Source organism: Heyndrickxia sp. FSL W8-0423, assembly GCF_038009395.1.
Taxonomy (GTDB): Bacteria; Bacillota; Bacilli; order Bacillales; family Bacillaceae_C; genus Heyndrickxia; species Heyndrickxia sporothermodurans.
On the sequence record NZ_JBBPBE010000001.1, the window covers coordinates 668404 to 693441 of the forward strand.

The 25038-nt window shown below is 34.8% G+C and carries 26 protein-coding genes and 2 pseudogenes; 7 read left to right on the top strand and 21 right to left on the bottom strand.

Features of this window, described 5'->3' with window-relative positions:
* Positions 1 to 10 precede the first annotated feature (10 nt).
* Positions 11 to 400 carry a fluoride efflux transporter CrcB gene (gene crcB, locus MKY81_RS03280; protein WP_066227994.1) on the top strand — a complete coding sequence of 130 codons (390 nt, stop codon included), beginning with the start codon at positions 11 to 13 and terminating at the stop codon, positions 398 to 400.
* A complete protein-coding gene (gene crcB / locus MKY81_RS03285; RefSeq protein WP_373454637.1) occupies positions 400 to 759 on the top strand; it encodes a fluoride efflux transporter CrcB in 360 nt (119 codons plus the stop codon). The genes crcB (MKY81_RS03280) and crcB (MKY81_RS03285) overlap by 1 nt, the downstream gene beginning before the upstream one ends.
* Before the next feature lie 576 nt (positions 760 to 1335).
* On the opposite strand, the gene MKY81_RS03290 is transcribed toward crcB (MKY81_RS03285), so the two are convergent.
* Together MKY81_RS03290 and MKY81_RS03295 are read right to left on the bottom strand one after the other, a co-directional pair.
* Positions 1336 to 1554, bottom strand: coding sequence for a hypothetical protein (locus MKY81_RS03290; RefSeq protein ID WP_133174940.1), 219 nt, complete (start codon positions 1552 to 1554; stop codon positions 1336 to 1338).
* 101 nt (positions 1555 to 1655) lie between these two features.
* Positions 1656 to 2528, bottom strand: coding sequence for a YitT family protein (locus tag MKY81_RS03295; RefSeq protein ID WP_341116735.1), 873 nt, complete (start codon positions 2526 to 2528; stop codon positions 1656 to 1658).
* A 234-nt stretch (positions 2529 to 2762) separates the two neighbouring features.
* On the opposite strand from MKY81_RS03295, the gene MKY81_RS03300 reads away from it, so the two are divergent.
* Positions 2763 to 3014, top strand: coding sequence for a LapA family protein (locus MKY81_RS03300; protein WP_066235380.1), 252 nt, complete (start codon positions 2763 to 2765; stop codon positions 3012 to 3014).
* 135 nt (positions 3015 to 3149) lie between these two features.
* Here the strand turns inward: MKY81_RS03300 and MKY81_RS03305 are convergent, their stop codons facing one another.
* From MKY81_RS03305 to MKY81_RS03325, 5 genes are all read right to left on the bottom strand, one after another.
* Entirely contained in the window at positions 3150 to 3368 is a 219-nt protein-coding gene (locus MKY81_RS03305; protein WP_066235381.1) for a hypothetical protein, read from the bottom strand.
* 94 nt (positions 3369 to 3462) lie between these two features.
* Positions 3463 to 4344 carry a helix-turn-helix transcriptional regulator gene (locus MKY81_RS03310; RefSeq protein WP_341116743.1) on the bottom strand — a complete coding sequence of 294 codons (882 nt, stop codon included), beginning with the start codon at positions 4342 to 4344 and terminating at the stop codon, positions 3463 to 3465.
* A 338-nt stretch (positions 4345 to 4682) separates the two neighbouring features.
* Positions 4683 to 5015 carry a hypothetical protein gene (locus MKY81_RS03315; protein ID WP_341116744.1) on the bottom strand — a complete coding sequence of 111 codons (333 nt, stop codon included), beginning with the start codon at positions 5013 to 5015 and terminating at the stop codon, positions 4683 to 4685.
* A gap of 669 nt (positions 5016 to 5684) precedes the next feature.
* Positions 5685 to 6476, bottom strand: coding sequence for a cytochrome c oxidase assembly protein (locus MKY81_RS03320; protein WP_341116747.1), 792 nt, complete (start codon positions 6474 to 6476; stop codon positions 5685 to 5687).
* A gap of 25 nt (positions 6477 to 6501) precedes the next feature.
* Positions 6502 to 6951, bottom strand: a complete 450-nt coding sequence (locus MKY81_RS03325; protein WP_341116748.1) for a DUF2243 domain-containing protein — start codon at positions 6949 to 6951, stop codon at positions 6502 to 6504.
* Positions 6952 to 7192: 241 nt separating this feature from the next.
* On the opposite strand from MKY81_RS03325, the pseudogene MKY81_RS03330 reads away from it, so the two are divergent.
* Positions 7193 to 7631, top strand: a pseudogene (locus MKY81_RS03330) (AraC family transcriptional regulator).
* 175 nt (positions 7632 to 7806) lie between these two features.
* Here MKY81_RS03330 and MKY81_RS03335 read toward each other — a convergent pair.
* The 10 genes from MKY81_RS03335 to MKY81_RS03380 form a co-directional block, all read right to left on the bottom strand.
* A complete protein-coding gene (locus MKY81_RS03335; RefSeq protein ID WP_341116749.1) occupies positions 7807 to 8364 on the bottom strand; it encodes a short-chain dehydrogenase in 558 nt (185 codons plus the stop codon).
* Positions 8365 to 8526: 162 nt separating this feature from the next.
* On the bottom strand, positions 8527 to 9291 hold the full coding sequence (locus MKY81_RS03340; protein ID WP_108072387.1) for a MerR family transcriptional regulator: 765 nt from the start codon (positions 9289 to 9291) through the stop codon (positions 8527 to 8529).
* Between the two features lie 168 nt (positions 9292 to 9459).
* Positions 9460 to 10167 carry an ABC transporter permease gene (locus MKY81_RS03345; protein ID WP_108072390.1) on the bottom strand — a complete coding sequence of 236 codons (708 nt, stop codon included), beginning with the start codon at positions 10165 to 10167 and terminating at the stop codon, positions 9460 to 9462.
* Entirely contained in the window at positions 10167 to 11012 is an 846-nt protein-coding gene (locus MKY81_RS03350) for an ABC transporter ATP-binding protein (protein WP_108072392.1), read from the bottom strand. Before MKY81_RS03350 ends, MKY81_RS03345 begins: the two co-directional genes overlap by 1 nt.
* Positions 11013 to 11186: 174 nt before the next feature.
* Complete coding sequence (locus MKY81_RS03355) at positions 11187 to 12290, bottom strand: LytTR family transcriptional regulator DNA-binding domain-containing protein (protein WP_341116756.1); 1104 nt, start codon at positions 12288 to 12290, stop codon at positions 11187 to 11189.
* A 54-nt stretch (positions 12291 to 12344) separates the two neighbouring features.
* The gene (locus tag MKY81_RS03360) at positions 12345 to 12980 is read right to left on the bottom strand and encodes a VC0807 family protein (protein WP_341116757.1); all 636 of its coding nucleotides are present in this window, start codon (positions 12978 to 12980) and stop codon (positions 12345 to 12347) included.
* An 835-nt stretch (positions 12981 to 13815) separates the two neighbouring features.
* Positions 13816 to 14778, bottom strand: coding sequence for a bile acid:sodium symporter family protein (locus tag MKY81_RS03365; RefSeq protein ID WP_202778633.1), 963 nt, complete (start codon positions 14776 to 14778; stop codon positions 13816 to 13818).
* Positions 14779 to 15212: 434 nt separating this feature from the next.
* Positions 15213 to 16631 carry a sensor histidine kinase gene (locus tag MKY81_RS03370; RefSeq protein WP_341116760.1) on the bottom strand — a complete coding sequence of 473 codons (1419 nt, stop codon included), beginning with the start codon at positions 16629 to 16631 and terminating at the stop codon, positions 15213 to 15215.
* Positions 16632 to 16633: 2 nt separating this feature from the next.
* Positions 16634 to 17344, bottom strand: coding sequence for a response regulator transcription factor (locus MKY81_RS03375; RefSeq protein WP_108073576.1), 711 nt, complete (start codon positions 17342 to 17344; stop codon positions 16634 to 16636).
* Positions 17345 to 17449: 105 nt separating this feature from the next.
* Complete coding sequence (locus MKY81_RS03380) at positions 17450 to 17809, bottom strand: YxeA family protein (protein WP_108073574.1); 360 nt, start codon at positions 17807 to 17809, stop codon at positions 17450 to 17452.
* A gap of 166 nt (positions 17810 to 17975) precedes the next feature.
* Between MKY81_RS03380 and MKY81_RS03385 the strand changes: the two genes are divergently transcribed.
* Positions 17976 to 19418 carry a DDE-type integrase/transposase/recombinase gene (locus tag MKY81_RS03385; RefSeq protein WP_108073408.1) on the top strand — a complete coding sequence of 481 codons (1443 nt, stop codon included), beginning with the start codon at positions 17976 to 17978 and terminating at the stop codon, positions 19416 to 19418.
* Between the two features lie 328 nt (positions 19419 to 19746).
* Here the strand turns inward: MKY81_RS03385 and MKY81_RS03390 are convergent, their stop codons facing one another.
* The 3 genes from MKY81_RS03390 to MKY81_RS03400 form a co-directional block, all read right to left on the bottom strand.
* Complete coding sequence (locus tag MKY81_RS03390; RefSeq protein WP_108069878.1) at positions 19747 to 20097, bottom strand: VOC family protein; 351 nt, start codon at positions 20095 to 20097, stop codon at positions 19747 to 19749.
* Positions 20098 to 20192: 95 nt separating this feature from the next.
* Positions 20193 to 20573: a DUF6262 family protein gene (locus MKY81_RS03395; protein WP_341116762.1), complete on the bottom strand. Its 381-nt coding sequence runs from the start codon at positions 20571 to 20573 to the stop codon at positions 20193 to 20195.
* Positions 20570 to 22243, bottom strand: coding sequence for a tyrosine-type recombinase/integrase (locus tag MKY81_RS03400; RefSeq protein ID WP_341116763.1), 1674 nt, complete (start codon positions 22241 to 22243; stop codon positions 20570 to 20572). The genes MKY81_RS03395 and MKY81_RS03400 overlap by 4 nt, the downstream gene beginning before the upstream one ends.
* A gap of 427 nt (positions 22244 to 22670) precedes the next feature.
* Between MKY81_RS03400 and MKY81_RS21060 the strand changes: the two genes are divergently transcribed.
* Both MKY81_RS21060 and MKY81_RS03405 read left to right on the top strand, forming a co-directional pair.
* Positions 22671 to 22982: a transposase gene (locus MKY81_RS21060; protein WP_063440906.1), complete on the top strand. Its 312-nt coding sequence runs from the start codon at positions 22671 to 22673 to the stop codon at positions 22980 to 22982.
* A 38-nt stretch (positions 22983 to 23020) separates the two neighbouring features.
* Entirely contained in the window at positions 23021 to 23899 is an 879-nt protein-coding gene (locus MKY81_RS03405) for an IS3 family transposase (RefSeq protein ID WP_382920601.1), read from the top strand.
* Between the two features lie 213 nt (positions 23900 to 24112).
* Here the strand turns inward: MKY81_RS03405 and MKY81_RS03410 are convergent.
* Positions 24113 to 24464: pseudogene (locus tag MKY81_RS03410) on the bottom strand (site-specific integrase); the annotation flags it as partial.
* Between the last annotated feature and the right edge of the window lie 574 nt (positions 24465 to 25038).

A 25038-nucleotide genomic window follows, 5' to 3' on the forward strand; every position in this document is an offset into this window, starting at 1 on the left:
GTGAACATTCGTGCAGTATTTATTCGTTGGCATTGCCGGGATACTTGGGGCATCTTTGCGTTATTTAATCGGAATTTACTTTAACCATTGGTGGCTATACGACTTTCCGTTAGCAACCTTTTTAACTAATATGGCGGGAAGTTTTATTTTGGGATGGATAACAACTTTTGTACCACGGCTTAAATTTCTCCATCCTTATATGATTACTGCAATAGGAACCGGATTGATTGGCTCCTTTACGACTTTTTCTACCTTTAGTGTGGAAACCGTTCAACTAGTAATGAACGCGAAATGGGCTATTGCAATCGGTTATGTACTCTTAAGTCTTTGGGGTGGGCTATTATTCTCCTGGTGTGGTTTTAATTTAGGAACTTCCAAAAACGAGGTGATCTCTAAATGATTGCACATATTACATTAGTAGCAATCGGGGGATTTTTTGGCGCAATTTTCCGCTTCGGAATGAGTAACTGGATAAAGAGCAAATACCCATCTACTTTTCCAATAGCTACCCTTTTTGTGAATCTAATCGGTTCGTTTCTCCTCGGTCTAATTATCGGAGCAAATTTAGAAAAGTCCTGGCAATTACTATTAGGGACGGGATTCACGGGGGCGTTTACCACTTTTTCTACCTTTAAATTAGAAAATGTCCAACTTTATGAAAAGAAAAATTGGAATGTGATGGTTTTGTATTTAAGCATCGGTTATACAGTCGGAATATTGCTTGCATTTATTGGGCTAAAAATAGGTGAGGTTTTTTAAGGGATTTTTCAGTACAAGAATCGGACAAAGGACCTAATCTGTTGTCCCATCAGTCTTTAATTTTCAATTTTTAAAAATAGAATGTTTTTTCCTCACCAAAGATAACTTAAAAAAGGAGGCAATATTAATAAGAATACGGAGAAAGATAGTAGAGATTTAGTGACTTTTCGAGATAGTTTTTCTTTTCCTTTTCCATTGTACCACCCATTAAACTGCCATTTGTTTCTATACATGACAAACAATAAGATTAAAACGGCTAAAAATCCTGTCCATTCATAGCAGTTTACACCTAATGATTTGTATGTATAGTTTAAAACAGAACTAAAAACACCATCCAAATATCAGGATAATTCTAATTAGCTCTAAAATAACCTTCATAAATTGCACACCCTCATTATTTTTCAATTGTAAACGTCGCATTATGGTTTAAGAAAAAGCACTTTAGTCAACACGCATCATAAAAAAGTATTAAAAAATGACACAGTTGTGTCATTTTTATTTTAAAGTGTATTAAGTTATTACTTGATAGCCATATCATGATATATATTTTTAAAGGCTTTTTGTAACTAACTCTAGTTAGTTGAGCAAAGCGTTATCTTTCTTCTGTTTCTTTTTATCGTTGAAAGCCCAACCATAATAAATAATTACTGCCGTTACAAGAACCAACGTTGGGATATAATTCAACTTTGTTGGTATAAAAGTATACAAAAATATCGCAAGTATAATGGCTGGAAGGACCGTTTTTAGCCACATTTGTATTCGTTTATTTTTAAAATTGAATTCGAAACTGTCCATCATTATCACTCCCTCTTGTATAACATACCATAAACGCAACACATTTGTCAGAATTGTCACTTTACACAGCTAACTGAGGTTTCAAATTTACTTAGTTTTATCTAATGAATATTATTCTTTCTGAAATTACCACCCTTAACTTCTGCAACGTCATATACTGTAACAAAAGCGGTTTCGTCAATTTCATGAATGATTTCTTTTATTTTACTTTCTTCTAAGCGGTTAATGACACAAGTGATTTCTTTAAATTTTTCTCTTGTATAGCCACCGTAAACTTCATTATACGTTGCGCTTCTGCCCAAGCGATCACGTATAGTCTCTACCATTAATTCAGGTTGAGTGGTGATAATTTTAAAGGTTTTAGAGCCGCTTAAACCTACCTCAACGATATGAATCACCTTCGAAGCAATAAAGTAAGCAATTGCCGAAAGAATTGCCCCTTGAAGGCCGAATATAGTTGTAACAAAAATAAATACAAACAAGTTTAAGAAAAGAATTAAATCACTTGTTCCAAACGGTAATTTCCGGGAAAGTAGTACAGCTAGCATATCAATTCCATCTAATGCACCGCCATTACGCAAAGCAAGCCCCATCCCCAAACCGAGGATAATACCACCAACTACAGTAACTAACAAGGTATCCCCTTCAATAATCGCTGGGATATGATGCATAAGGCTTGTACCAATAGATAATGAAATTATTCCTATAACCGAAAAAACTGCAAAGCTTTTACCAATTTGTTGATAACCTAACCAAATAAAAGGGATATTAATAATCGCAATTAAAACGCCTAATGGTAATCCAAATAGTTTTGATGCAACGATACTAAGTCCCGTTACTCCCCCATCAGATACATTATTAGGGATTAAGACAGTTTCTAGACCATATGCCGCTATAAATCCCCCAATTATAATGATCAATCCACGTAAAATTGTCTTTAACCTTTTTGATTTGTACTTTTTCACATTGCTCATACCGAACCTCTATTCAATCAATTTATCTTTTAATTTTACCATATATGTATTCTAAGTATTTTTCCCATGCTTTATTCTCTACGAAAGTCGAATATTCTGATGGAAAATATGTTCTTTGCAAAGAGGGGAAATTCAAAAGGCATGCTTTTTTACAATGGATAAGAGTATGTCCTAAAAGCTATGATTTTAGAATATATTCTGATAGTATTAAAAAAAATAGTAATGAGGTGGCTTATGAAAAAGCAATGGAACTTACTATTAGCATTAATTGTCGTCTTAGTTATTGCAATTTTTTCGGTAATCAATGTTGAACCTGTAACAGTTAATTATTTATTTGGAAAAGCCGATTGGCCATTAATTCTTGTTATTATTGGATCGGTTCTATTGGGAGCACTATTAGCTGGATTAATTGGTATGATGAAAATTTATCAGCTTCAAAAGGCATTAAAAAGGGCAGAAAATAATAATGTGGATGATAATTCGTAAAGATATACGATAGTACTGCATCAGTGAAAGTTCGTTATTCTGGATGTTAATGCATTTTTTTAACAACATTAAAAACGTCATTATGAAAAAAGAGTTCAAAATGACGTTTTCTTTTAAATGTATTAAGTTCACCAGTTAGTTGAGAAAAGTATCATCTTTCCTCTGTTTCTTTTTATCGATAAAAACCCAACTATAATAAATCATTACTGCAGCTATAAGAAACAGCATTGGGATAACATTGTATTTTATTGGTAATAAAGTATACAAAAGTATTGCAAGAATAATAGCCGGTAAAACCGTTAAGAACCACACTCGAACTCGTTTATTTTTAAAATTAAATACAAATCCCTCCATCATTATCACTCCTTTTTTTTAACATACCATAAACGCCACTAGTCTGTCAGAATTATCACTAAATAAATTTAAAAAATTTCGCAATTATCTATCCCTACTCCTCAAAAGACAAATTAGTAGGCTCATCTAAGAGGTCACCAGTAAAATCGATATTAGTTGTTGGTGTACCATTATCAACTTCTTCAAATTTAAGTTCATCAATCCATACATGTCCGTTTCCAGAAAGCAAAACACCAAAAGCAATCACTGTACTATTTTCAGGTACATCTAAAACAATGTGATAATGATTCCATTCAGTATCTCCTACTATTGGACGGTTACCCATATTATCGAATTGCAACACATCCCCAAGAGCATCATCTATACGCATCCAAAAACCACAGAACCCATCAACATCTTTAGATTTTATAAACCCGGATAACTTTACTCTTTTACCAAGATGTTTCTCTGCCTTAAATTGTTGCATCATCGTTGCAAACTCCCCTTGGGATTGTACAGAAACCGATTTTAAAAATCCAGATGCGTTCCCTTTATGAAAGATTTCATGATCAATTCCCATCTCGTAATTAAATGGGTGACTCTCGCTTAATTGCCATCCTTTTACTAACTGTTCATTTTTCAAAACAACTTCCTCCCTTTGTAAGGTTAATTTACTCATAAATTTTCTATATTTTCCTGGTGGTAATTGATAATACTTCTTAAAGGAACGAGTAAATGATTCTTGTGACTCAAAGCGATAATAGACCGCGATATCTATTATTTTTTCTCCCGAATAAAGCAGCATATTTGCAGAATTAGCAATTCTACGGTACCGAATATATTCAGATGCTGTTACACCAATCTCCTTTTGAAAAATACGATGAAAGTGATACTTAGAAAATCCAGCAAATTGAGCAATGCTTTCTAACGAAAGTGCTTCGTGTAAGTTTTTCTCTATATGCTCAATCGTTTTTTGTATGATTGGATTATAACTCATTCTTTTCTTTGAACCTCCTTGTAAAAAAGATAGCAAAAAAGGGAAGAGTCTTTTTGACATATATTGCTTTTTTACAGTAATTTAAAATAAAATTCAGTTTTCACCAAACAAAATGGATTGTAATTTGAAAAATGGAGATTTATTTAGGGAGTGTTATATTGAACATTGTGTTTTGTATTATTGTTGGAATATTTATTTCCCTCGATTTAGTAGTAGGAATTGGAATTCTAATGTTTAGGAGAGAGATAAGCAAGTTAAGTCTTAAATATATTGAAACTATACTAACATCATCACACCCTGCAGACTCCTATATTATTTCTCATAGGATTTAGACTTAATTAACCAAAGAATACTTTAACACTTCCCTCTTTTTTAGCGATTTCTAAGCAATTATTTATAAATTTGAGTATTTCTTTACGTTCCCTTATTAAAAAGTCATCATCCTTTAACTCCACGAAATCATTACCATAGAATTCCTTGTAGTTTGCCAACGTCTTTTCAACATGTGCCAATGTGTAAGTTTCACTTGCCCCTGTTCCACTTACACCTGCATGAAAGTCTCTAGCATCAAAAAGATTGTAAAATACGGTGGCTGTTGAATTCAACTTACCAAAACGAATATAACAAATTTCTTCTCCTGATTTATTGTATCCGCTAATATCGTGCCCCATTAATAGCTCCTCCTTTAAACTTGAAATAATTATATCTACCAATCCTATAAGCAATAAGCGGTTGAACAAAAAAGTTTATACAACTTAACGAGATAATTAATTGTTTACTAGCTTATCAACTCCCATATTGGGTAATGATTGTAAAACATAGTAGGACTCCTGTGGTGATTAACTCAGAATGCAAAGGATTTTAATGAAGAATGTCTTGAAGACGAAAAAGAGGTAGGGTTTACTAATTTCTTAGATTGCCATACTTTTGAAGTTGATTCAATGAGGATAAAATAGATGCAAGGAAAATATTCTTAAATAAATTTTTCCACGGATTAATAGTCATTGTCAAGCATCAACCTTCGACAAAAATCGATAACCGGAATGGTAGATTGGAAGATCAATTACTATTTTTGATGAATTTTTATAAAGTCTATCTATGATGTCATCCTCCCTTTGATTCCGTTTATTTTTACAATTATTATACGTGCAACAGATAATTCTAAAATTAACTTATGTAATGAATTATTACTGCTACCAAGGTAATGATGGTATAAACCAATGAAGTATAAAAAGAAATGTAACTGCAATGGTGATTATTCTCCTCATTATTTTAATCACCCCATTTACGGATTTCCTTCGATAATGTTTAAAGCAATTTCTCAAATAATATTAAATCCTTCAAATCCCTGTAATTCTTGAAAATGATGCTTTTGGACGAATAGCACGATACCAATGAAAGCAAAAGATAAAGATTATTATTGCGTCAATGACATCGCCTCCATAATACATAAGCATACCGCCTGCTTCCGCTTGATTTTGAGGTACACCGTTTGGAGGATGGGCATAGATATACTTAGACAATATGCCGTGACCTGCAAGGGCTAGTATGAATACAATTGCCCTGTAAACGAAGCTAACCCGATGGGGTGTTGGGTCGATGTAAATCAGGGATGCTGTAAAAAGGTATCCGGCTATAAAAACGTGAAGATGTACGAACACATGGACAAAAATGTTCTCATGCATCAGGTTATATAAGTTAGTTGTATAAAGTAACCATAATCCACCAATATTGAGCACAGACGTGATAATGGGATTGTTAAAGACACTAACCAATCGACTTCTTAGTAATCGTGATAACTTACGGGCAGTTCTGACGTTGAGTGTTCTCAAAATAAGAGTCATAGGTGCAGCTAAAACCATAAACAGTGGAGCAAGCATTCCAAGAAGCAAATGACCAAGCATATGGGCGGAGAAATCCACGTGGGAACGGTCTGCTAGGGGGCCAATAACGGCAATCAAGACGCAAATTACTCCAAAAATCCAAGAGGTTGTACGGTATAAAGACCATTTTTTATGACGTCGATTAGAGACCACTACTGCGAAGATATATAAAATAAATACTACTATAAACGGTAATGCCAAAAGAACCTCGGGCACGAACTCATCACCATGATAATTAATGTTGTGCATTCAAAATACCCTTTCTTAGCTGATTTTACTTCTTTGACCGGACAATGAGAAAGATACCGACTATTATTATAATAATAGCAACGATATTCCAAATTAAGTCATAAACAGGCAGATTATCAACGTAGCGAATTTGGTGAATTCGCATGAGCTTGTGCTGAATTATACCATCGTATAGCTGAAATCCACCTACACCGAGAAAAACCCCGCCCCCCCATCTTTTCCAATTATATGTGTTCCGTCTTCGAAGATCGGCAAATAGAAATAAGCCCCCAATCGTTGCAAACCAACTAAAAGCATGAAATAGCCCGTCAGATATAAGACCAATATTTGTCGTAGATTTATCATAGAAATGGTGCCAACGAAGTAATTGATGAAAGACGGTTTCATCAAAAAAGGCGGCAATGCCAAGACCGAATAGAAATCCCGCCCATAGGTTACGAGCCGAATAGTTAATAGAAACGTTCTTTTTAGCCATAAGTATCTCCTTTGTCATATGCTCTCTTAACTTAAAATAGCATTCGATAATACTTATCATTTTTACCGTGTTAACTGATTTTAAAACATGAACCTTTATAAGGTTTAAACGCTTTCAAATGATTATTCAACCCATTTACACAAATTATTTTTTGAATTTTAAAAATACTTGGTGATTATTTTTTTTTATCATGATAGCATTCGAAATGTATCAAACATTTTCTAGAAGGGAAGTAGAAATGATGAATATGAAAGTCGAAAATCTTCCAAAGTATCGCATTGCATATGTGCGACAAGTAGGTCCGTCAAGCCATGGATAAGTTAAAAAAATGGGCAACAGAGAAAAATTTGCTTACTGAATCGACTATACTGTTCGGAATTCCACAAGATAATCCGGAAACGACACCACTCGAAAATTGTCGATATGATGCTTGTATTGTCATTTCAAAAGATGAGCAAATTGATGATGCAGTTTGCGAAAGTGAATTTGCGGGTGGAAAATATCTTATTTACAAAGTAAAGCATACAGCCGAGGACATTCAAAAAGCATGGACTGAAATTTTCCCTGCCATTCACAGCAGTGGATATCAAATTGACAACAAACCGATTTTCGAAAGATACATCGGTAATATGATTTACAACGATTATTGTGATATATGTGTACCTTTAAAACCGTTGTAAATGATTTGGGGTGTTCCCTAAAAAAATAATTGAATTACATTTTTTTAGATTGATTCCTGACGCCTAATAGGGAAAGCAACAAAGCAGTTAAAACTTTGTTGCTTTCCTTTCATTTTAAATAATGTTTGATACAAGATTTACATTCCCTATTATTAAATAGAATTTTACAATAGACCTAAGCTAAAGGGCGCTTTTCCCAAGGTTCAAGAGTGCCAATGATATTTGTCAATTTATCATTCTGAACAGAATCAATAACACCCTGGGAAATTTCCTCATTTGTTAGCCATCTTGAATGACCGTTTTCAATGACGAAACCAAGCTGTACTTGGTGGTATCGACAGGAATCAAATACATTTATTTCACTTTTAATTTCACTAAGATTCCTACTACTTCCTAATACATGAAACAGACTCCATGTCCCTTCGTTCCAATGTGAAACTTCCTTTGATATTATTTCTAAAGCATTCTCCGCATACGAATGTATCCATGCAATAACTAACTCAATAGGACCATTCCGTTCAATGGCCTGTCTTAAGTTCCTTTTCAAAAGCGCTACATCACTATAATCAACTAAAATCGGTGTTATAAGTGATCTATCTATTGATCTACTTATCAAGCCTTCCATTCGATTTACATTACGTCCGATTACCGATACTTGATAGCCTTTACTCATTAGCCAAAGAGATGTGTTGGATAACATTCCTGTGCCTCCAACAACTAATGCATGTTTCATTCATTTACACCTCTTTTATAATATTGTCTATTTTTCAATACAAAAAGCAACAAAATGTAAGGAACCTACTTTGTTACTTTTCCTTTAATTGTAGCTTAAAATTAATAGATCATAATCATATACTAACCCCAATATTATTAAGAGGTCGAGAAAATCTTATTTCTATTCTGATTCCGTTTGTTTCATATAATATTCCATTGCTTGATTTAGCCAATCCTGTTCATCTTCTGTAAATGGCGATGTCATATTTTCGAGTTCTTGTACATCCAGTTCTTCCACATTGGTTTCCGCTAGTCTTTCCATCAAATCATCACCAAGAAACTTAAAAGAAGCTTCTATATACGTTTTAATCATTTCTTGTACTTTTAGGTCCTCTACAGGTTTACCATACAATTGTTTTACTTCTTTAGCTAATTGAATAAAGGTTTGATCTAAGGTGATTTTTTCTTCTTCTGTTTTGTTTGACAACTCTTCCATTACATCTGCAAGCATGTGCCGTTCCATCCACTCTTTTTGTATATTTTCCGTTTGTATACCATGTATAAGACTGAATAATATGGCGCTGTCTACTTCCCCTTCCTTCTCCAATAACTTTATAACTCTCTTAATTGCAGTGATAGATTGTTCAATTCGTTCTTTATCTTTTTCTAATGCTTGTAAATGTAGGGTTAACGTTTCATTTAAATCAACAGAAAAACTCGATTCCTTTAACAAGTTAGTGATTTTATCCAAGCTATACCCTAGGAACTTTAGACTGATGATTTTCTGTAAGGTTAAAATATCTTGATGATCGTAAATGCGGTGGCCCGACGTTGGATGCTTTTCTGGTTGTAGAAGACCTATTTCATCATAGTAATGTAAGGTACGAATTGATATTCCTGTTTTTTCTGAAAACTCCCCAATCGAATACTTGTTATTCCCTTTCATGAACATTCCTCCCATAAAAAGTATATGTTCATTATAAAGCCTTACGTAACTGGAGGTTCAAGATGGAATTTAGAAAAAACAAAAGCTTTAGAACAAAGTTTGATAAATTATATGGTGTATACGACATACCAATTACAGGAAATTAACTTAACACTCTCATCCTTTTTTTCAATCAATCCTACGTTTTCTATAAATAACTACTGTAGTAACTATTGATATAGCTGCCCACACCAGGAGTATAAGCATATTTCCAATAATTCCACTAAAGCCTTCTCCCTTGCTTAAGCCGACCCAAATGGTATTTAGCTGCTCATTTGGTAAATAATCGATAATCTTTAAGAAAGTTTCATTTTCCACCATTGATTTAAACATAGAGCTCATGCCAAAGACTACTAATACAGGCATTCCAATAATACTTGTTTCCATTACGGTTCTTGATATTAAGCCAAGAATGGTTCCAGTAGCAATATAAAAAACCAAACCCAATAATACACTTACTGCGAATAATAGGGGTGATGGGACTTTGAAGTCTGATAAAAAGATGGAACCAATAATCACAACAATTGTCATGACAGCAGATAATGCACTTTTTCCTACGAAAATCTCAACTGTACTAGCAGGAGATAGCAACAATCCTCTTAATGTATTTTTCTCTTTTTCCTCTGCAACCATTGCAGCTTGGATAAAAGCACCTGCAATGACAAGAGCAAGATTAATTGGATAGGTGCTAAAGATGCCATCTTCTTCACCCATACGACCTAACCATGCAGCAAAAACTAAAGGGATTGCCAATGTAAAGATGATGTAGGAATTTCTTTGCAGGTCTTTCCAATCCTTAATAAATATGGCATTTACTCGTTTAAATGAAAAAGTCATTATAAGTTCCTCCCTGTTAATTGTACGAAAATGTCTCCAAGTGTCGGCTCATTGGAATGAATGGTTAAAATCTGTCCATCTTTCATATATTGATAGATTTCCTTTGCCCCTTCTTCACCTTTATCAACTACAACTGTACGATTTCCTTTTAATAAAAGCGAAATCGTTGTATTTTCTTGTTGTGCTCTTACATTTCGGGGTGTGTCCAGTAGCATGATCTCACCGTTATTCAAGAACGCAATGCGATCACAAAGGTCTTCTGCTTCTTGCATGTCATGGGTTGTTAAAAAAATGGTTGTTCCTTCTTGATTCAATTTCTTTAGGCCCGCATGAATATGCTTTGTATTGACTGGATCTAAGGCAGAGGTTGGTTCATCTAAAAAGAGAAGATCAGGTTTATGTAGGATGGCTCTTGCCAATGTAACCCGCTGCTTCATCCCTTTTGATAGTTTTTGAACTGGTTTCTTCTTATCTTGTATTAGATTAACAGATTCAAGAACCTCATTGATTCTACTTTTGTCCACATCATATAAATCACAATATAAGGCAAGGTTATCGTAGATACTAAGTCGTTCGTAAAGGCCACTATTATCTGTTAAGATTCCGATTCTCCTCATATAAGTAGGATCTTTTAATTTATGGATAGGTTGACCAAACACTATAACCTCTCCAGCTGTTGGATGAAGTTGGGCTGTTAAAATTTTGATCGTTGTCGTTTTACCGGAACCACTTGGTCCTAAAAAACCAATGGTTTCTCCTTTTTTTACTTGAAAATTTACATTTTTTAATGCCATCTTGTTTTCAAATGATTTAACAAGTTCTCGAACTTCGATAACATTTTCCATTTACATTACCCCTTTTCACGTTTTCGTTTTCTTGATTTAAGTTTAGTTGCAAAATCAGTGAAACGCAGTAATATCAAGGCGAAGGGAGTATATAAACGGTTGAATGGCACCAATTTTAGGGTGAGTGGAGCATTTTTTTGACTAAAAAATGCTCTTTTAGATGTGAACAAATTCTCAAATTCCGAGGATCACTTTTAACTCATTTAATTTTCCTTTGGATAATGGAACAGGGCTTTTCTTGGAATCTTCAAGAATGAGACTATAGCTATTTCTAGTCCAAGTGATTACTTCCCGTACTTTTTGTAAATTGACAATATAGGATCGATGACAGCGAAAAAAGCCAAATGGTCGTAATCGTTCCGATAGGTCATTCAAAGTAATGGAACAAGGAAAGACTTCTCCATTTACATGTAGGTGGGAGATTCCTTCATTACTCTCAACGAAGACAATCTCCGTGGGATCAAATAGGATCATTTTATCTTCGACTTTTGCCGGAATTTTTTCAATCCGTAATGGTCTATGAATGATAGTAACTTCCTCTTCTGCAGTTGAATTTTCTATTTCTTCATTCAAGATTGTTGGTGGCGAATTTATCACCTGTTCATCTATTGATACGGGATGCAAATTACCCTTTTCCTCATCCACAACATCAATTTTCTTTAAGCCTTCCTCATTCAGACGGTAAACAGTATTTGTCATTGAAATAGCACTTTCAAAGTTGTTTGTAGTAATGAGAACGGCTTTTCCTTGTCCTTTAAAGTCTTCTAATACTCTTTGCATAATGATTTTACTTTCGATATCAATATTTTGATCAGGTTCCTCCATAATGAGCAGGCCCGGCAGATGCAAAATTGCCCTAGCAAGCTGTAATCGTTTCTTTTCTGAATATGTAAGTTTACTAATTTTTGATTTCACTTTTTCAACTAAACCTACTTTTTGAAGGAGTGAATTAATCTCTTCGTCCACATCATATAACCTTTTATAAAAATTAAGGTACTCCTTCGGTGTCAGTCGTTCATACATCGCTTCATCCAATAAAAATAACCCTACACGGTTAGATAGGCTTTTAAAATGGTGGTTTATAGGCAAGCCTTCCAGCAATACTTCCCCGTTTGAAATGGGTGTCTTGCCAATTATCATCATGATTAACTGTTTTCCAACTTCGTGATTGCACTGAATCGCTACAATCTCTTCTTTATGAATATCTAAATCTATCTTTGGAAATACAATCGTATTTCCTTTACTTTTTTCAATTTGTTTTATTTGCAATAAGCACATGTTGATTAAAAACCTCAGGTCGGAAAATTTCCATTTTTTAATTCTGCTGCTTTTTTAACATATATCGGAAGTTTCTTGACTATTTGTCTGATTGTTCAGTAACTTCGATATATAAAAGAAACCGTAAAAAGAAATACCAAAAGTCCCCCAACTCAAAATTTGTCTTAGTATTATTGATTTATCAAATGAATTTACACCATATTTAAGTATAAGTGCAATTTTCAATGAAGATAAAAGTATTTCTCTAAAAGCAAAACCGAAAGTTATTAATTTATAAATAAATAATATCTTCTTTTGATAGAACAAACTTTTCATTTTTGTCCGATTGTGTCCTTGCATTTCTACTAAATCTAGCGAGAAGAATAGAAACAAAGGTTTATTAACGACAATAGTAACAATAAAAATAAGAGCTAATATGTAAGAATAAAATACATCATTCCATAACATCTGGATTGCTGACCCCGCAAGTACATCAACAAGTGTTCCAATTAATAAATTTAAAACCATAAAAATTCCAAATAAATTTACTCTTTTAAGTAAAATGAAGCGAACGATGCTGTATAAAATTCCCGGCAATGTAGAAACTAGCATGGCATAATATTCACCTATATGATTCTTTCCATAATTCCAAATAACAATTGGAAATATCAAATAACAAATAATATCCCAGATCACAATACGTTTACTCAATGGTAACCTCTCCAGTCCTATATTTTTTATCTTTATTTTACATTTTACACAATTATCAGCCTCTTTTGGAAGTCGCTTTATAATTAAATTTGGATTTAATTGTTATTTACAGGGAGAACGCGAAGCAAATATTGTTACAATGGTCACGGTTTTCTTCCCCCTAGCCAAGGTGACACTGGCTCTAATAAAGAAATTGAAGCGGGCCCATAGCAAAGCCGCCTCTACGTTTATAGGTTCGGTATAGCCGGAAGCAGTCCGATAGCAAGGCAACTCTGGGTGCTATGGGACCTAATGAAGTTGAAGCGGACCGATAGCATGCCCGCCTCTACATTTAAGGGTTCGGTACAGCCCGAAGCAGTCCGATAACAGGGCAACTTTGGGTGCTATGGGACCTAATAAAGTTAAAGCGGGCCCATGGCAAGGCCGCCTCTACGTTTATGGGTTCGGTACAGCCCGAAGCAGTCCGATAGCAAGGCAACTTTGGGTGCTATGGGACCTAATAAAGTTAAAGCGGGCCCATGGCAAGGCCGCCTCTACGTTTATGGGTTCGGTACAGCCCGAAGCAGTCCGATAGCAAGGCAACTTTGGGTGCTATGGGACCTAATGAAGTTGAAGCGGACCCATAGCATGCCCGCCTCTACGTTTATGGGTTCGGTACAGCCCGAAGCAGTCCGATAACAGGGCAACTTTGGGTGCTATGGGACCTAATGAGGTTGAAGCGGCCGATAACTAAGCCGCCTCCGAGTTTATGGGATCGGATTAGCCGGAAGCGATCCGATAAAAGTGTAGATCAAGCAGCTATGATACCTAAAGCGGGACAACTTTATTATTATTCTTATATAACCTTACTCTCGTTAACTACTACTTCTTCTTTTTCTTTCATACGTCTAAAGATGGTTGCCAAAATGGGACCTGAAATATTATGCCATACACTAAAGATTGCACTTGGTACTGCTGCTAAAGGTGAAAAATGAGCAGATGCAAGGGCAACTCCTAATCCAGAATTTTGCATACCAACTTCGATTGCGATTGCTTTCTTCTTTGATAAATTCATTTTGAATAATTTTCCTAATAGGTAACCTAACAAATAACCGAGTGTGTTGTGCAAAATAACAACAGCAAAAATTAACAATCCTGTTTCTGCAATTTTCGCTTGGCTTCCGGCAACTACTGCAGATACAATTGCTACGATTGCAACTACTGAAATCAACGGTAAAACTTTTACACTTGCTTGTGCAGGTTTTTTAAATAATTTTTGAACGATGATTCCCAGTATAATCGGAATAAGGACAACTTGTACAATCGAAATGAATAACGAACTTGGCGCTATATCAACCCATTCACTAGCAAATAATAAAATAAGTGCTGGTGTAACAAAAGGTGCCAGAAGAGTTGTAATAGACGTAATAGTTACAGAAAGTGCTACATCTCCCTTGGACAAAAATGTCATAACGTTCGATGAAGTTCCTCCCGGGCAAGATCCAACTAATATAACTCCTATTGCAACCTCCGGCGGTAAATTAAGTCCTTTTGCCAAAAGATAAGCAAGACTAGGCATAATAACAAACTGACCAACTACTCCAATAGCCACATCTTTTGGTCTCGTTAATACCTCTTTAAAATCATCTACTGTAATGGTTAAACCCATCCCAAACATAACAATGCCTAGCAAAATAGTAATATATTCACCAATCCAAGAAAATGTATTTGGTGACAAGAAAGCAAATGTCGCAAAGATTAGTACCCAAATAGCAAATGTACTACTAACAAACTGACTAAAACGTTCTAATGTTCTCATATTTTGATCCTCTCTAAAATTAATTTAATGTTCTAAATTATATACTCATAACTAAAAATAAACAATAGTTAGATAATTTGGAGTTTTAGAGCTTTAGACGTTCTATTAAGAATATCTAAGTTTTTATCAATAAAAAAAGAGAACCCTATATAGTTGGTTCTCTCCTGTTGCATTAAAGATAATCAATATAAGCGGATAATTTCCGGTTAACCAGCAAAATGGAGCCCGGTTCGTGGGATTTAAGCGGAGGTTTTCCGATTAAGCAAAGCAAAATCACTCATTTTCACGTTTTTCGCGTTAATAGGCGGAATTTTTCCGTTTATTTAAGGTATTTTAGGTGCAATTTCTCAATTAAGGGAAATTTCTCCGCTTATCAAAATCGATTTTGCGTCTAATGAATTACTCGTACAACTTCTCCTTTAATTAAAGAAAGATTACGATGGGTCTTCAAAATTTATATCAATCGTTGTCCCGTGACCAATCTCACTGCTAATCGTAAGCTCTCCCTTATGTTCCTGAATGATATCTTTAGCTATGGCCATCCCTAGTCCAGAACCTTTATGTGCATCTCCGGTGTTCGTTCCTCGATAGTAACGGTCAAAAATTTTATCGAGTTCTTTTCTCTCTATACCTTTACCATTATCTTTAATTGTTAGATGTGTACGTTCTTTTTTCTCTATCATCACATCTATTTGTACATTTTCATCATTATGAACAATTGCATTATAAATTAAATTATTGATTGCTCTTCGAAATAGAATTTCATCAATTGCTACAGGAATTTGCTCTTGATTTGCATGAAATACAATATTACGATTAGAATATTTAGGATCGTTTAATATATCAATCACAATATTTCTTAAAAAAGCAACAATATTAACTGTTTTTTTGTTTAACGATAGTGCTTTATTTTTCAACCTTGTGGTTAAATTTAAATCTTCTATAACCTCTTTTATATATAATGACTTTTGTTCAATAATTCCAGCGTACTCCCTTATTTCTTCTATAGAAAAATGATAATCTTGATCTTTAATCAATTCAGCATATCCTTGTATGGATGCTAGTGGTGTTTTTATATCATGAGAGATATTTCCAATCCAATCTTCTCTCATGATCTCCAATTTCTTTCTTTCCTTTTCATTGGCTGTTAGCTGATCGGATAAAAAGTTGACATTATGAAAGACATCTTTATAAACTCCTTTAGGCTCATAATTGACAGCGTAATCTTTATTTGCCAATCTTTTGATTCCATTTATGAGTGTTTGTAGAGGCTGTGTAAGACGTTTACTAAAAAAGTAACCAATTAGCAAGGCGATGAAAATGTCTATAATAAAAACAATTCCGACAACCTTAACAACTTGATAGATGTTTCGATTATCATACGAAATAAAATAGCGATTTAAACTAGGGTTCTCTATCCCGATAAAATAACTGTAATTAATGGATTTTTCCTTTTTCCCACCAACAAAAACCGTTGTGTCTGCATTAACTTCCTTGTATTTATACGTTTGAACTATTTCTGAAGGCGTATAATTTTTTTTAATGCCCTTAGGCGTTCTATAGTTATAAATGACCTTACCATGTTCGTCCAAAACTTGGATCCATGCATTTTCTTCAATCAACGCTTTTTTTCCTGATTTGCTAATAGTCACATGATTATTTACTATATTAATTTTATCTTGAAATTGTCTTGTAAAACGTTCGGGAGATGTTTCGTTTCCTTGAAATAATGGTATATTAAAAACAGACTGGGCTATTAATAAAGCAAATATAATAAAAATGTTTACGAAAACAACTAGAATAACGACTAAGACGATGGAAAATATATATCTTCCAGTCAACTTCCACTTCACACTTATTCATCCTCTACAGTGAATTTATAGCCCAAGCCTTTTATCGTAATTAAAAAATTAGGGCGAGAGGGATCTGCTTCAATTTTTTCTCGCAGCCGCCGTATATGAACCATTACCGTATTGTCAGAGCCAAAATTGTCCTCACCCCATACTGTATCATAAAGCCGTTCCTTGCTAATCACCTTATTAATATTTTGGAGGAAGTACTTCATTAATCCAAGTTCCTTTGGCTTTAATTCAATGATTTCCCCATTCTTTAAAATTTGCGCTTTTTGCTCGTTTAATTCAAAGGGGCCAGCTTTTATAATGGAATCTGTTATTATATCCACCTGCATATAATCTGCCCTTCGCAGCTGTGCTTTTACCCGATAAGCAACCTCTTTAGGACTAAATGGCTTTGTAATATAATCATCTCCCCCTATGGCAAAGCCCAAAATTTTATCAATTTCTTCTGTTTTCGCTGATAAAAATAAAATTGGCACATTCGAGATATTTCTTATTTGTTTACATACATCATACCCTTCGCCATCTGGTAACATAATGTCTAATAAAACAAGATCCGGTTGTGTTCGTCGGAATTCAGCAATGCCTTCTTTCGCAGTGGTAGACGTCACTACATAGTTAATTCCCTCTTTTACTAGAACCGTTTTAATAAGTCTTAAAATATCTTCTTCATCATCGATAATTAAAACAGTTTTGTTACTTAGCGACATTCATAAATACCTCCATAACTTTTTCTTTATTATAAAGGAAATAATCCGAGACCCATAATACTAAAAAGCAAAAAAGAACCCTTTTTTCAAAGGATTCTTTTCTCATTATTCCAACATTTTAGCTACTTTTTCAGGTAATTCCTCAGCAGTCACTTCCTGATATGATGTAACACCTTTTCCATCTTTCACAAACAGAAGTAAATACGCATTTTCGCGAAGCTGCTTGTCAGCAGAAAATGTGAATGTTTTTTGGTTGCCATCTTTATCAAAAGCCGGTAATTTATATTCATATCTTTTATAAATCGTTCCATCACTCATTTTGTCTTCCATTTTAGTTCCTTTTCCTTTTATTTGTGTGTAATATTCATCAGCACCAAATCGATTAAGATTTACATTTTGCATAAAAATTGCACCAGCAACTAAAATCACTAATACTATTCCAATCACTATCATTGACTTTTTCATTCATATACCCCTCACTCTATTTTCGTTTTGTCAAAACTTTTATATAAAATAGGCTATAAACTACCTTAATAGAGGGATTTTTGAGCAAAAAAATTGCCACCCCCCTAAATCTAAGGATAATTGAGGTTACCACACACCCAACAACCTTAGAAAAGGAAGTGACAAGTTGTACCCTCAAATTATAACCTATTTACTAACTTTTATAAAATTCCAAGAACAAATAATTCGAACATTACTCACCCTACTTATTGGGAAGAGTATGTTTGATAAACCGAAAGATCAGCAGCCTGTTAACAAACCTTATCGAAAACTACAAGTTGATGATCTTCCCATTATCGAAATCCCAGAAAAGCTGAATTATCGAAATCTCCTAACGGAGTACCAAGAGAAGCATGGGAAATCTCTTAAACCCGTTCGAAGACACAAGAACGCAAAAGTGTCGGTACCTAAAGGAATGAAATGTCCTAAGTGTGGTGCACCATCTGATTATCTTTATGCCAATAATGGTGATAAGGGACAGTATCAATGCAAGGTATGTTCTTGCCTTTTCAGCGATAAGAATCGTTTTTCGAAAGAGGCCATTTTGAAATGTCCTCATTGTTCTAAAACACTCGATAAGATCAAGGAGCGAAAAGATTTCGATGTGTTTAAGTGTAAAAACGACGACTGTCCGTATTATCAAAAGAAATTAAACGGTATGTCTTCCAAAGAAAAGAAACAGTTTAAAAAGGATCCCCAGTCGTTTAAGTTAAGGTATATTTTTCGCCAATTCCACATTGATTTTCAACCATTATCCAAGAATTCACCGGAGTTGCCAGTTGTTGATCTGTCTAGAATCTATGCTTCTCCGCATACGTTAGGTTTGATATTGACCTACCATGTGAATTACGGTCTTTCCGCAAGAAGGACCGCTGCCCTTATGCAGGATGTTCACGGTGTAGCTATTTCTCATCAGACGATATTGAACTACGAAAATAGTGTGGCTCTTTTACTTAAACCTTACGTGGATCACTATCCTTATGAGCTTTCAGATCAATTCTGTGGTGACGAAACCTATATCCGGGTCAATGGAAAATGGCATTATCTCTTTTTCTTCTTTGACGCGGTGAAAAAGATCGTCCTTTCGTACCGAGTGTCGCCTAATCGTGATACAGCATCCGCCATTCAAGCGATAAACGACGTCCTACTGAAGATGGAAGAGATCCCTGAAAACCTTACATTCGTAGTAGATGGAAATCCAATCTATCTTCTAGCCCAGCATTTCTTCGCTCAGAATGATATTTCTTTCGATGTGAAGCAAGTAATCGGGCTGACAAATGAAGATCCCATCTCAACCGAATACAGACCGTTAAAACAGATTATCGAAAGACTGAATCGCACATTTAAAGGAAATTATCGCTCTACACAAGGATTTGGATCGGATCATGGATCTGTTTCTTTTGTCACCTTGTTTGCGGCGTATTTTAACTTTCTACGACCACATGCATCCCTAGAGGGCAAGGTACCCGTTGTGAATCCAAAGTTATCAGGACTTCCTACCATGCCTGCGCGTTGGACAAAGCTCATCGAGTTAGCTCAACGATGGATAGTCGAACAAAGATCCGCCTAACTTTTTGTTTAGCAGAGCCCTTGGACCATTTAGCAATCGGCGGAGCGAACTCTTGACAAACCGAACTTGCCAATGGTTTAAAATGAAAATACCAAGGGCTTATTTGGTATGCCTTCTTTTTGTCCCCTTCGCCCTTGTTAACCTTGGATCAAACCATTGGCGTGTTTGTCAAGAGCGATTGCGGGAGCTCCCCACCTAATAAATGGAAAGTAACCTAAACAACTATTTAGTTTTCATAGAACTTTTTACAATACCCTGGCCCGATTAAAGAAAAGGCGCACTGCCTGAATAAGTGCGCCCTATTCTTGAATAGCTTTTTTCTATTTGTTTACAGGTGGAAAAGAATATTGACGAGCTTTCCGAATGGGTCTCTTACATAAAAGCGCCGAACTCCCCAAGGTTCCTCAACGGGTCCATACTCAATTGGAATCTTCGCTTCTTTTACGCGTGTTAGCACCTCATCAAGATCATCAACTTCAATTGACAAGTCAGGCGCTGGAGTCCCGGAACCTCCCTCTGAAAGGAAACTGATTTGAGTGTCCATTTTCTCATGTGAACCATAGGTGGCAATAAATCCGTGATTCATTAATTGATCAAGTCCTAGTATTTCCCCATAGAAGTACCTTGCCTTGGAAATGTCCTGCGTCTCAATATTGGTAACAATTCGCTTGACCTTCACTCTACATCCTCCTCGTACTAAAATAAAACGTTCTCAGATTGTCCTTTCTTCCACAAAATGGCCCGATTGTTGAACATGCAGGGAACGAAGTGCCATTAGATTTTTTTATAAACCTCCCCGTAAGCAAATTTTAGCTGTTCACGTAGTTCTTTATTTTCTTCATCCAATTTCTTAATTTTCCGTTTTAAAGATGCTATAATGGCATCTTTATTATTTTCATCCACCTCACGTTTTACCTGTTTTGGGGTTGGAACTTGAGCCTGTTGCTCTCGTAATGATTCAATTCCTTTTCGAATTTCTGGATTGTTATATAATGTAGCTTTGCTAATTCCTGCTTCTTCTGCAACACTATTAAAGTTAATGTTACCATTGGCTCGTATGAGCCTTTGAATCGCATTATCAACTTTTTTACGAGTATTCACTTTTCTTTCTTGATGAAGCAGTTTTAAATGCTCTCTACGATCATATTTAGTCATTTGTAGACACCTTGCTTTCGTTTCATCCGTTCTAATCGCCCAAAGATAATATTACCTTGTTTAATCGTGTTGTATATGTCTTGTAATCTTTCAAGGTTTTTCCGATTTTTCTCTAGGATTTCTTCTCGACCATATTGCTGGGCAACTTCAATCATTTTAGATGTTGATTGAATATGAATCTCGTATTTGGCTGCGTCCATTTCTGACAAACCTACAGCTAAGTCCTTGCATGGCTTACCACCGTTACAAGTTAAGCAAGGAGGTTCCTCTGCATAAGGGCAGTTTCCGTTCAATCTTGCTCGACAAGACCCGTAAGGGTTATCAATGGCAGTTAGCTTATGGTCACACCATAACATTTCTAGAACGTCTTGTGAGATTCCTTCAGTTTCAGATATGTTATATACTTTTCCATTAAAATCAAAACTGAATATTCCCTGATTAACGGCCTCTTCAAAAGCTTTCCTCTTTGTATTGTCCAGTAATCGTGCGTACCTCATTGTCATTTCTGGAGAAGCATGTGCTAAAAGTTCCTGAACGGTAAGAATATCTGCACCCCCATTTATCATTTTAACGGCAAAAGTATGTCGAAATTGATGTGTTTTAAAATGAAAGATCTTACCGTTCTCGTCTATAATTTTTCGTTCGTGAGCGAGAGAGTTTAACTTTGAGCGAATCCAATCTTGCGTATAAGGCTTTCCTTTTCTAGAACCAGAATACCTAACAAATATGTAGTTGTCAGGATTATTTTCTTGGTTACTTTTTTCTTTAGAAGCTGTTATTAATACTGCTAAGAGATCAGCTAATTCATTATCAATGGGTATTGAATGTCCTTGCACATATGTTTTCTTGATATCAGCGACTATTTGATACTTATCATTTAATTTAACTAAGCAATCTTGCTTCAAGCCTAATATATCTGATATTCGAAGTCCTGTCTTGAATGCTACCCAAATAATAGGTTGAACTTCTGGATGAAGATATTTAAGGTTTTCAAACAATTGTTCTAAAACGTAATCAGGAATATAATCTACTTGATCATATGGCTTTTTCTTTAACGTTGGTTTACCGCTCTGAAAAATCAATGTTTTCACACTTCTTTTTGGCGCAACCTCATATTCAAACAATTGTAAATCCTCTAGAAACTTTTGTACCATCCTTATCGACACATAGATATAAGATTCCGGGTTTAAATTTTTTCTGCTTTGATTTTTTGTAGTATAAATATTTAACCATTCAATATATTTTTCGATATGTACTCTAGATAAATCATTAAGATCATTCCAGTTAGGTTCAAGTGAGGTCATGTAATTAATAAAATTCACAATAAATTTCATGTAATTCATTGCAGTACTCCATGAAAAGTTATGTTTGGCAAGTAAACGTTGTTTGAAATACTTCTTTGTTTCCCGTTTTATATGCTCATTTTTAATTTTTGAGAAATCAATATGATATCCTTGGTAAGACTGGTTGTAGTCAATAAGATATTTTTTATATAAAATTCTAACATCCCATCTATCCTTTTCCCATTCTTCACGAACATCTAAAAGGGTTGATAGACTATTAAATATTAAATTAAGAAAATTAACTATAGGGGTTTTATGTGTATATTCTTTTCCGTTTGTCTTATAACATTTTTCTACCTTTTGTCCAGTATTCTTCAGCCAAGACATCCATTTATCGTTAGCTTCCTTTAAATTTAAATCAAAAAGGATTTTAGATTGGGGTAATGTTTATTGATGAATATTGCTAACTTTTTCAGATAATTATCGAAAGTGCCGAATGCATTAGCGAGAGTCCATTCATCATTAAATAACTTATGATAAAATACATACTTGATTTCTAGATTAACTGAGTAGGAGATAAAATTAAATTCAATGTTAATTTTAGTTTTCTTCTTATTTTTAGTATATTGTTCCTTAAAGTTATTAATCGTTCCAAAATAGTTGATATTCCATGAATTGTTAACTAAGAAATAAGTATTATTAACTCTTTTTTCTGTAAAAGAACCGTCTTCTTTTACTCTATAGCCCCTAAATGAACTTGGACAGTAAGAGTAATAAATATTATACTACTTAATGTACCAAGGAGGCTGACATAATGAAACGAACAAAACACTCAAAAGATTTTAAATTACAAGTCGTAAAAGAAGCCACTGAGACAGACAATAATTCGTTAGTAGCACGTCGATACGAACTGAATCCGAACATGGTAAGTCGTTGGATTCGTGAATATAAAGATGGCAAATACGGTGAAGTAGATGTTACTGTGCTGCCAGATATTGATTCTAAAGAGTTATCCGAGGAAAATGAAAAGCTAAAAATAATATTAGGTGAAAAAGACCTTGAAATCGCCATTCTACGAGATCTTATAAAAAAGAAAAACCCTCACTTGCTGAAAAACTTGAAGTAGCCGATAGTTGGATTCAAAAAGGCTACCCGATCAAAAAAGTGCTGAAAATCATTGGTATTTCTCGATCCACATACTATTATCAAAAGAACTATCGTGTGGAAGAGAAGAAAGTAAGTGAGGGACGGCCAGCACCCGGTTATTCCATCAAAGAGGACGGCCAAAAGGTATCTGACGAACAAATCAAAGAATACCTACTTGAAGAAATTGCAGGCGATGGCTTCAACTATGGCTATCGTAAATTAACAAAATTACTTCGTCGAAAATACCATCTTATCATTAACAAGAAAAAAGTTTACCGGTTGTGCAAAGAACTTGATATTTTACGCCCGCAACGGCAAAAGAAAGTCTCATACCCTAGAAAACTAGCACGAAATCGGACGATTAAAAGTTCGAACAAATTATGGGAAATTGACATTAAATATGGCTACATCGAAGGTGAAGACCGATTCTTCTTTGTATTGTCCATCATCGATGTTTATGATCGTAGTATTGTCGAATACTATATGGGATTAAGCTGCACAGCAAAAGACCTAAAACAAACTCTTTTGCGGGCATTATTCAAGCGCCAGCAGATAAATGAAAGGGAAAAACCTGTGATTCGCACAGACAATGGGCCACAGTTTATCTCCCATACCTTTGAAGAATTTTGTAAAAAATATACACTAGAACATGAAAGAATTCCACCAAAAACGCCAAATATGAATGCTCACATTGAGTCTTTTCATAGAATTTTTGAAGATGATTGTTTATCAAGATGGCAATTTGAAACGTATGCACAAGCCTATGAATCAGTCGCAGAGTTTATGGTGTTTTATAACGAAAGACGCATGCATTCTAGTATTTTAGACTTATCGCCAAATGAGTTTTATGAAAAGCAACAATGTGAAAACGTGAAAATCAAAGAGGTACGGGTTTAATCGCCCCTTCCATTTTTTTCTTCCTTTTGTCCCAAAAATTATTTCAGCCATTTCTGGAATGGAATCAAGGGCGACGATAGTCGGGCGTAGCCTTTACCCTTGAAGGAATGGAAGCAATGGCTATGATCTCAAAAGGACAAAAGGAAACGAAAAAGAATGTAGTTTTAAGATAAAGTGAGATTAAGAGAAATACTGTCCAAAATTCGGGGGTTAATCCGAAAAGTTAGTTACTACGGTAATAGTAAGATTCACTGTTTTCTCTGTCTTTTTTGCTTTCGTTTGTTGTAACGGAGTTACTTTGCTACTTGAATATGGATTCCTTAACCAACCCATAAACTCTGCTAAATCCCTTATATTAATATCTTTATAATCCTTTTTTACTTCTTCCAAATAGTCAAAATACTGCTTTAGGGCATAACAATATGTTTTTAGGGTATTGCTGCTTTTTTTAGTTGCATCTAAATACTTCAAATACTTCGTAACTGGAGCTACAGGTAATCCCCCCTTCATCAAGGAGCATATACCTTTTCTTATTACCATCAAGTAATACTTCCTGTACTTTCATAACCAATCCTCCACCTTAAAACTTTAGATCATAAAATAAACATATTATACTAGAACTTCTAAGTGTAGTTTATAATTCTAATAGGTATTAAAAAAGAGGATATTAGCTCTTATATTGAACTAACTATCCTCTAATAATCATAGTACAGTTAAGTATTTAAACGACTTTATTGTCAATAAACAACAATTATTCAACTGCTAAAATGTCCTTCCCTCCCCCTCACTCCCCTCAAACCCTTGCGGCTCTAAGCCCCACCGCTCTTATCTCGCCTTTTTCTTCATTCCATTATGTTATAAAGTTCTTCCCCAAAACCCCCATTTTCGTCCTCTTTTTTCCGCCCTGGCTTGTATCGAATATTCGGACAATGTTATTAAGTTGGTACCGATAATGGAGGAAAGATGGAAAAATGATTGGAAAACCCATGAAAGAGAACTGAAACCCTACGGGTTTATACAGTGAGGAAAACAACATATTAGAAGAAAGAAAGGAATGAGAAAAGATGGCTGGAACCCTTATTGGACAAGGGATTGAAGGGATATTGGACATAAAGAAACGGGACGAAGTCCTACTGGAC

What these genes read in the sequence shown, in the direction of transcription:
- MKY81_RS03290 (WP_133174940.1), bottom strand. Translation starts at nt 1,554, where the DNA reads ATGGACAGTTTCGAATTCAATTTTAAAAATAAACGAATACAAATGTGG.
- MKY81_RS03295 (WP_341116735.1), bottom strand. Translation starts at nt 2,528, where the DNA reads ATGAGCAATGTGAAAAAGTACAAATCAAAAAGGTTAAAGACAATTTTA.
- MKY81_RS03300 (WP_066235380.1), top strand. Translation starts at nt 2,763, where the DNA reads ATGAAAAAGCAATGGAACTTACTATTAGCATTAATTGTCGTCTTAGTT.
- MKY81_RS03305 (WP_066235381.1), bottom strand. Translation starts at nt 3,368, where the DNA reads ATGGAGGGATTTGTATTTAATTTTAAAAATAAACGAGTTCGAGTGTGG.
- MKY81_RS03310 (WP_341116743.1), bottom strand. Translation starts at nt 4,344, where the DNA reads ATGAGTTATAATCCAATCATACAAAAAACGATTGAGCATATAGAGAAA.
- MKY81_RS03315 (WP_341116744.1), bottom strand. Translation starts at nt 5,015, where the DNA reads ATGGGGCACGATATTAGCGGATACAATAAATCAGGAGAAGAAATTTGT.
- MKY81_RS03320 (WP_341116747.1), bottom strand. Translation starts at nt 6,476, where the DNA reads ATGCACAACATTAATTATCATGGTGATGAGTTCGTGCCCGAGGTTCTT.
- MKY81_RS03325 (WP_341116748.1), bottom strand. Translation starts at nt 6,951, where the DNA reads ATGGCTAAAAAGAACGTTTCTATTAACTATTCGGCTCGTAACCTATGG.
- MKY81_RS03335 (WP_341116749.1), bottom strand. Translation starts at nt 8,364, where the DNA reads ATGAAACATGCATTAGTTGTTGGAGGCACAGGAATGTTATCCAACACA.
- MKY81_RS03340 (WP_108072387.1), bottom strand. Translation starts at nt 9,291, where the DNA reads ATGAAAGGGAATAACAAGTATTCGATTGGGGAGTTTTCAGAAAAAACA.
- MKY81_RS03345 (WP_108072390.1), bottom strand. Translation starts at nt 10,167, where the DNA reads ATGACTTTTTCATTTAAACGAGTAAATGCCATATTTATTAAGGATTGG.
- MKY81_RS03350 (WP_108072392.1), bottom strand. Translation starts at nt 11,012, where the DNA reads ATGGAAAATGTTATCGAAGTTCGAGAACTTGTTAAATCATTTGAAAAC.
- MKY81_RS03355 (WP_341116756.1), bottom strand. Translation starts at nt 12,290, where the DNA reads ATGTGCTTATTGCAAATAAAACAAATTGAAAAAAGTAAAGGAAATACG.
- MKY81_RS03365 (WP_202778633.1), bottom strand. Translation starts at nt 14,778, where the DNA reads ATGAGAACATTAGAACGTTTTAGTCAGTTTGTTAGTAGTACATTTGCT.
- MKY81_RS03375 (WP_108073576.1), bottom strand. Translation starts at nt 17,344, where the DNA reads ATGTCGCTAAGTAACAAAACTGTTTTAATTATCGATGATGAAGAAGAT.
- MKY81_RS03380 (WP_108073574.1), bottom strand. Translation starts at nt 17,809, where the DNA reads ATGAAAAAGTCAATGATAGTGATTGGAATAGTATTAGTGATTTTAGTT.
- MKY81_RS03395 (WP_341116762.1), bottom strand. Translation starts at nt 20,573, where the DNA reads ATGACTAAATATGATCGTAGAGAGCATTTAAAACTGCTTCATCAAGAA.
- MKY81_RS03400 (WP_341116763.1), bottom strand. Translation starts at nt 22,243, where the DNA reads ATGTCTTGGCTGAAGAATACTGGACAAAAGGTAGAAAAATGTTATAAG.
- MKY81_RS21060 (WP_063440906.1), top strand. Translation starts at nt 22,671, where the DNA reads ATGAAACGAACAAAACACTCAAAAGATTTTAAATTACAAGTCGTAAAA.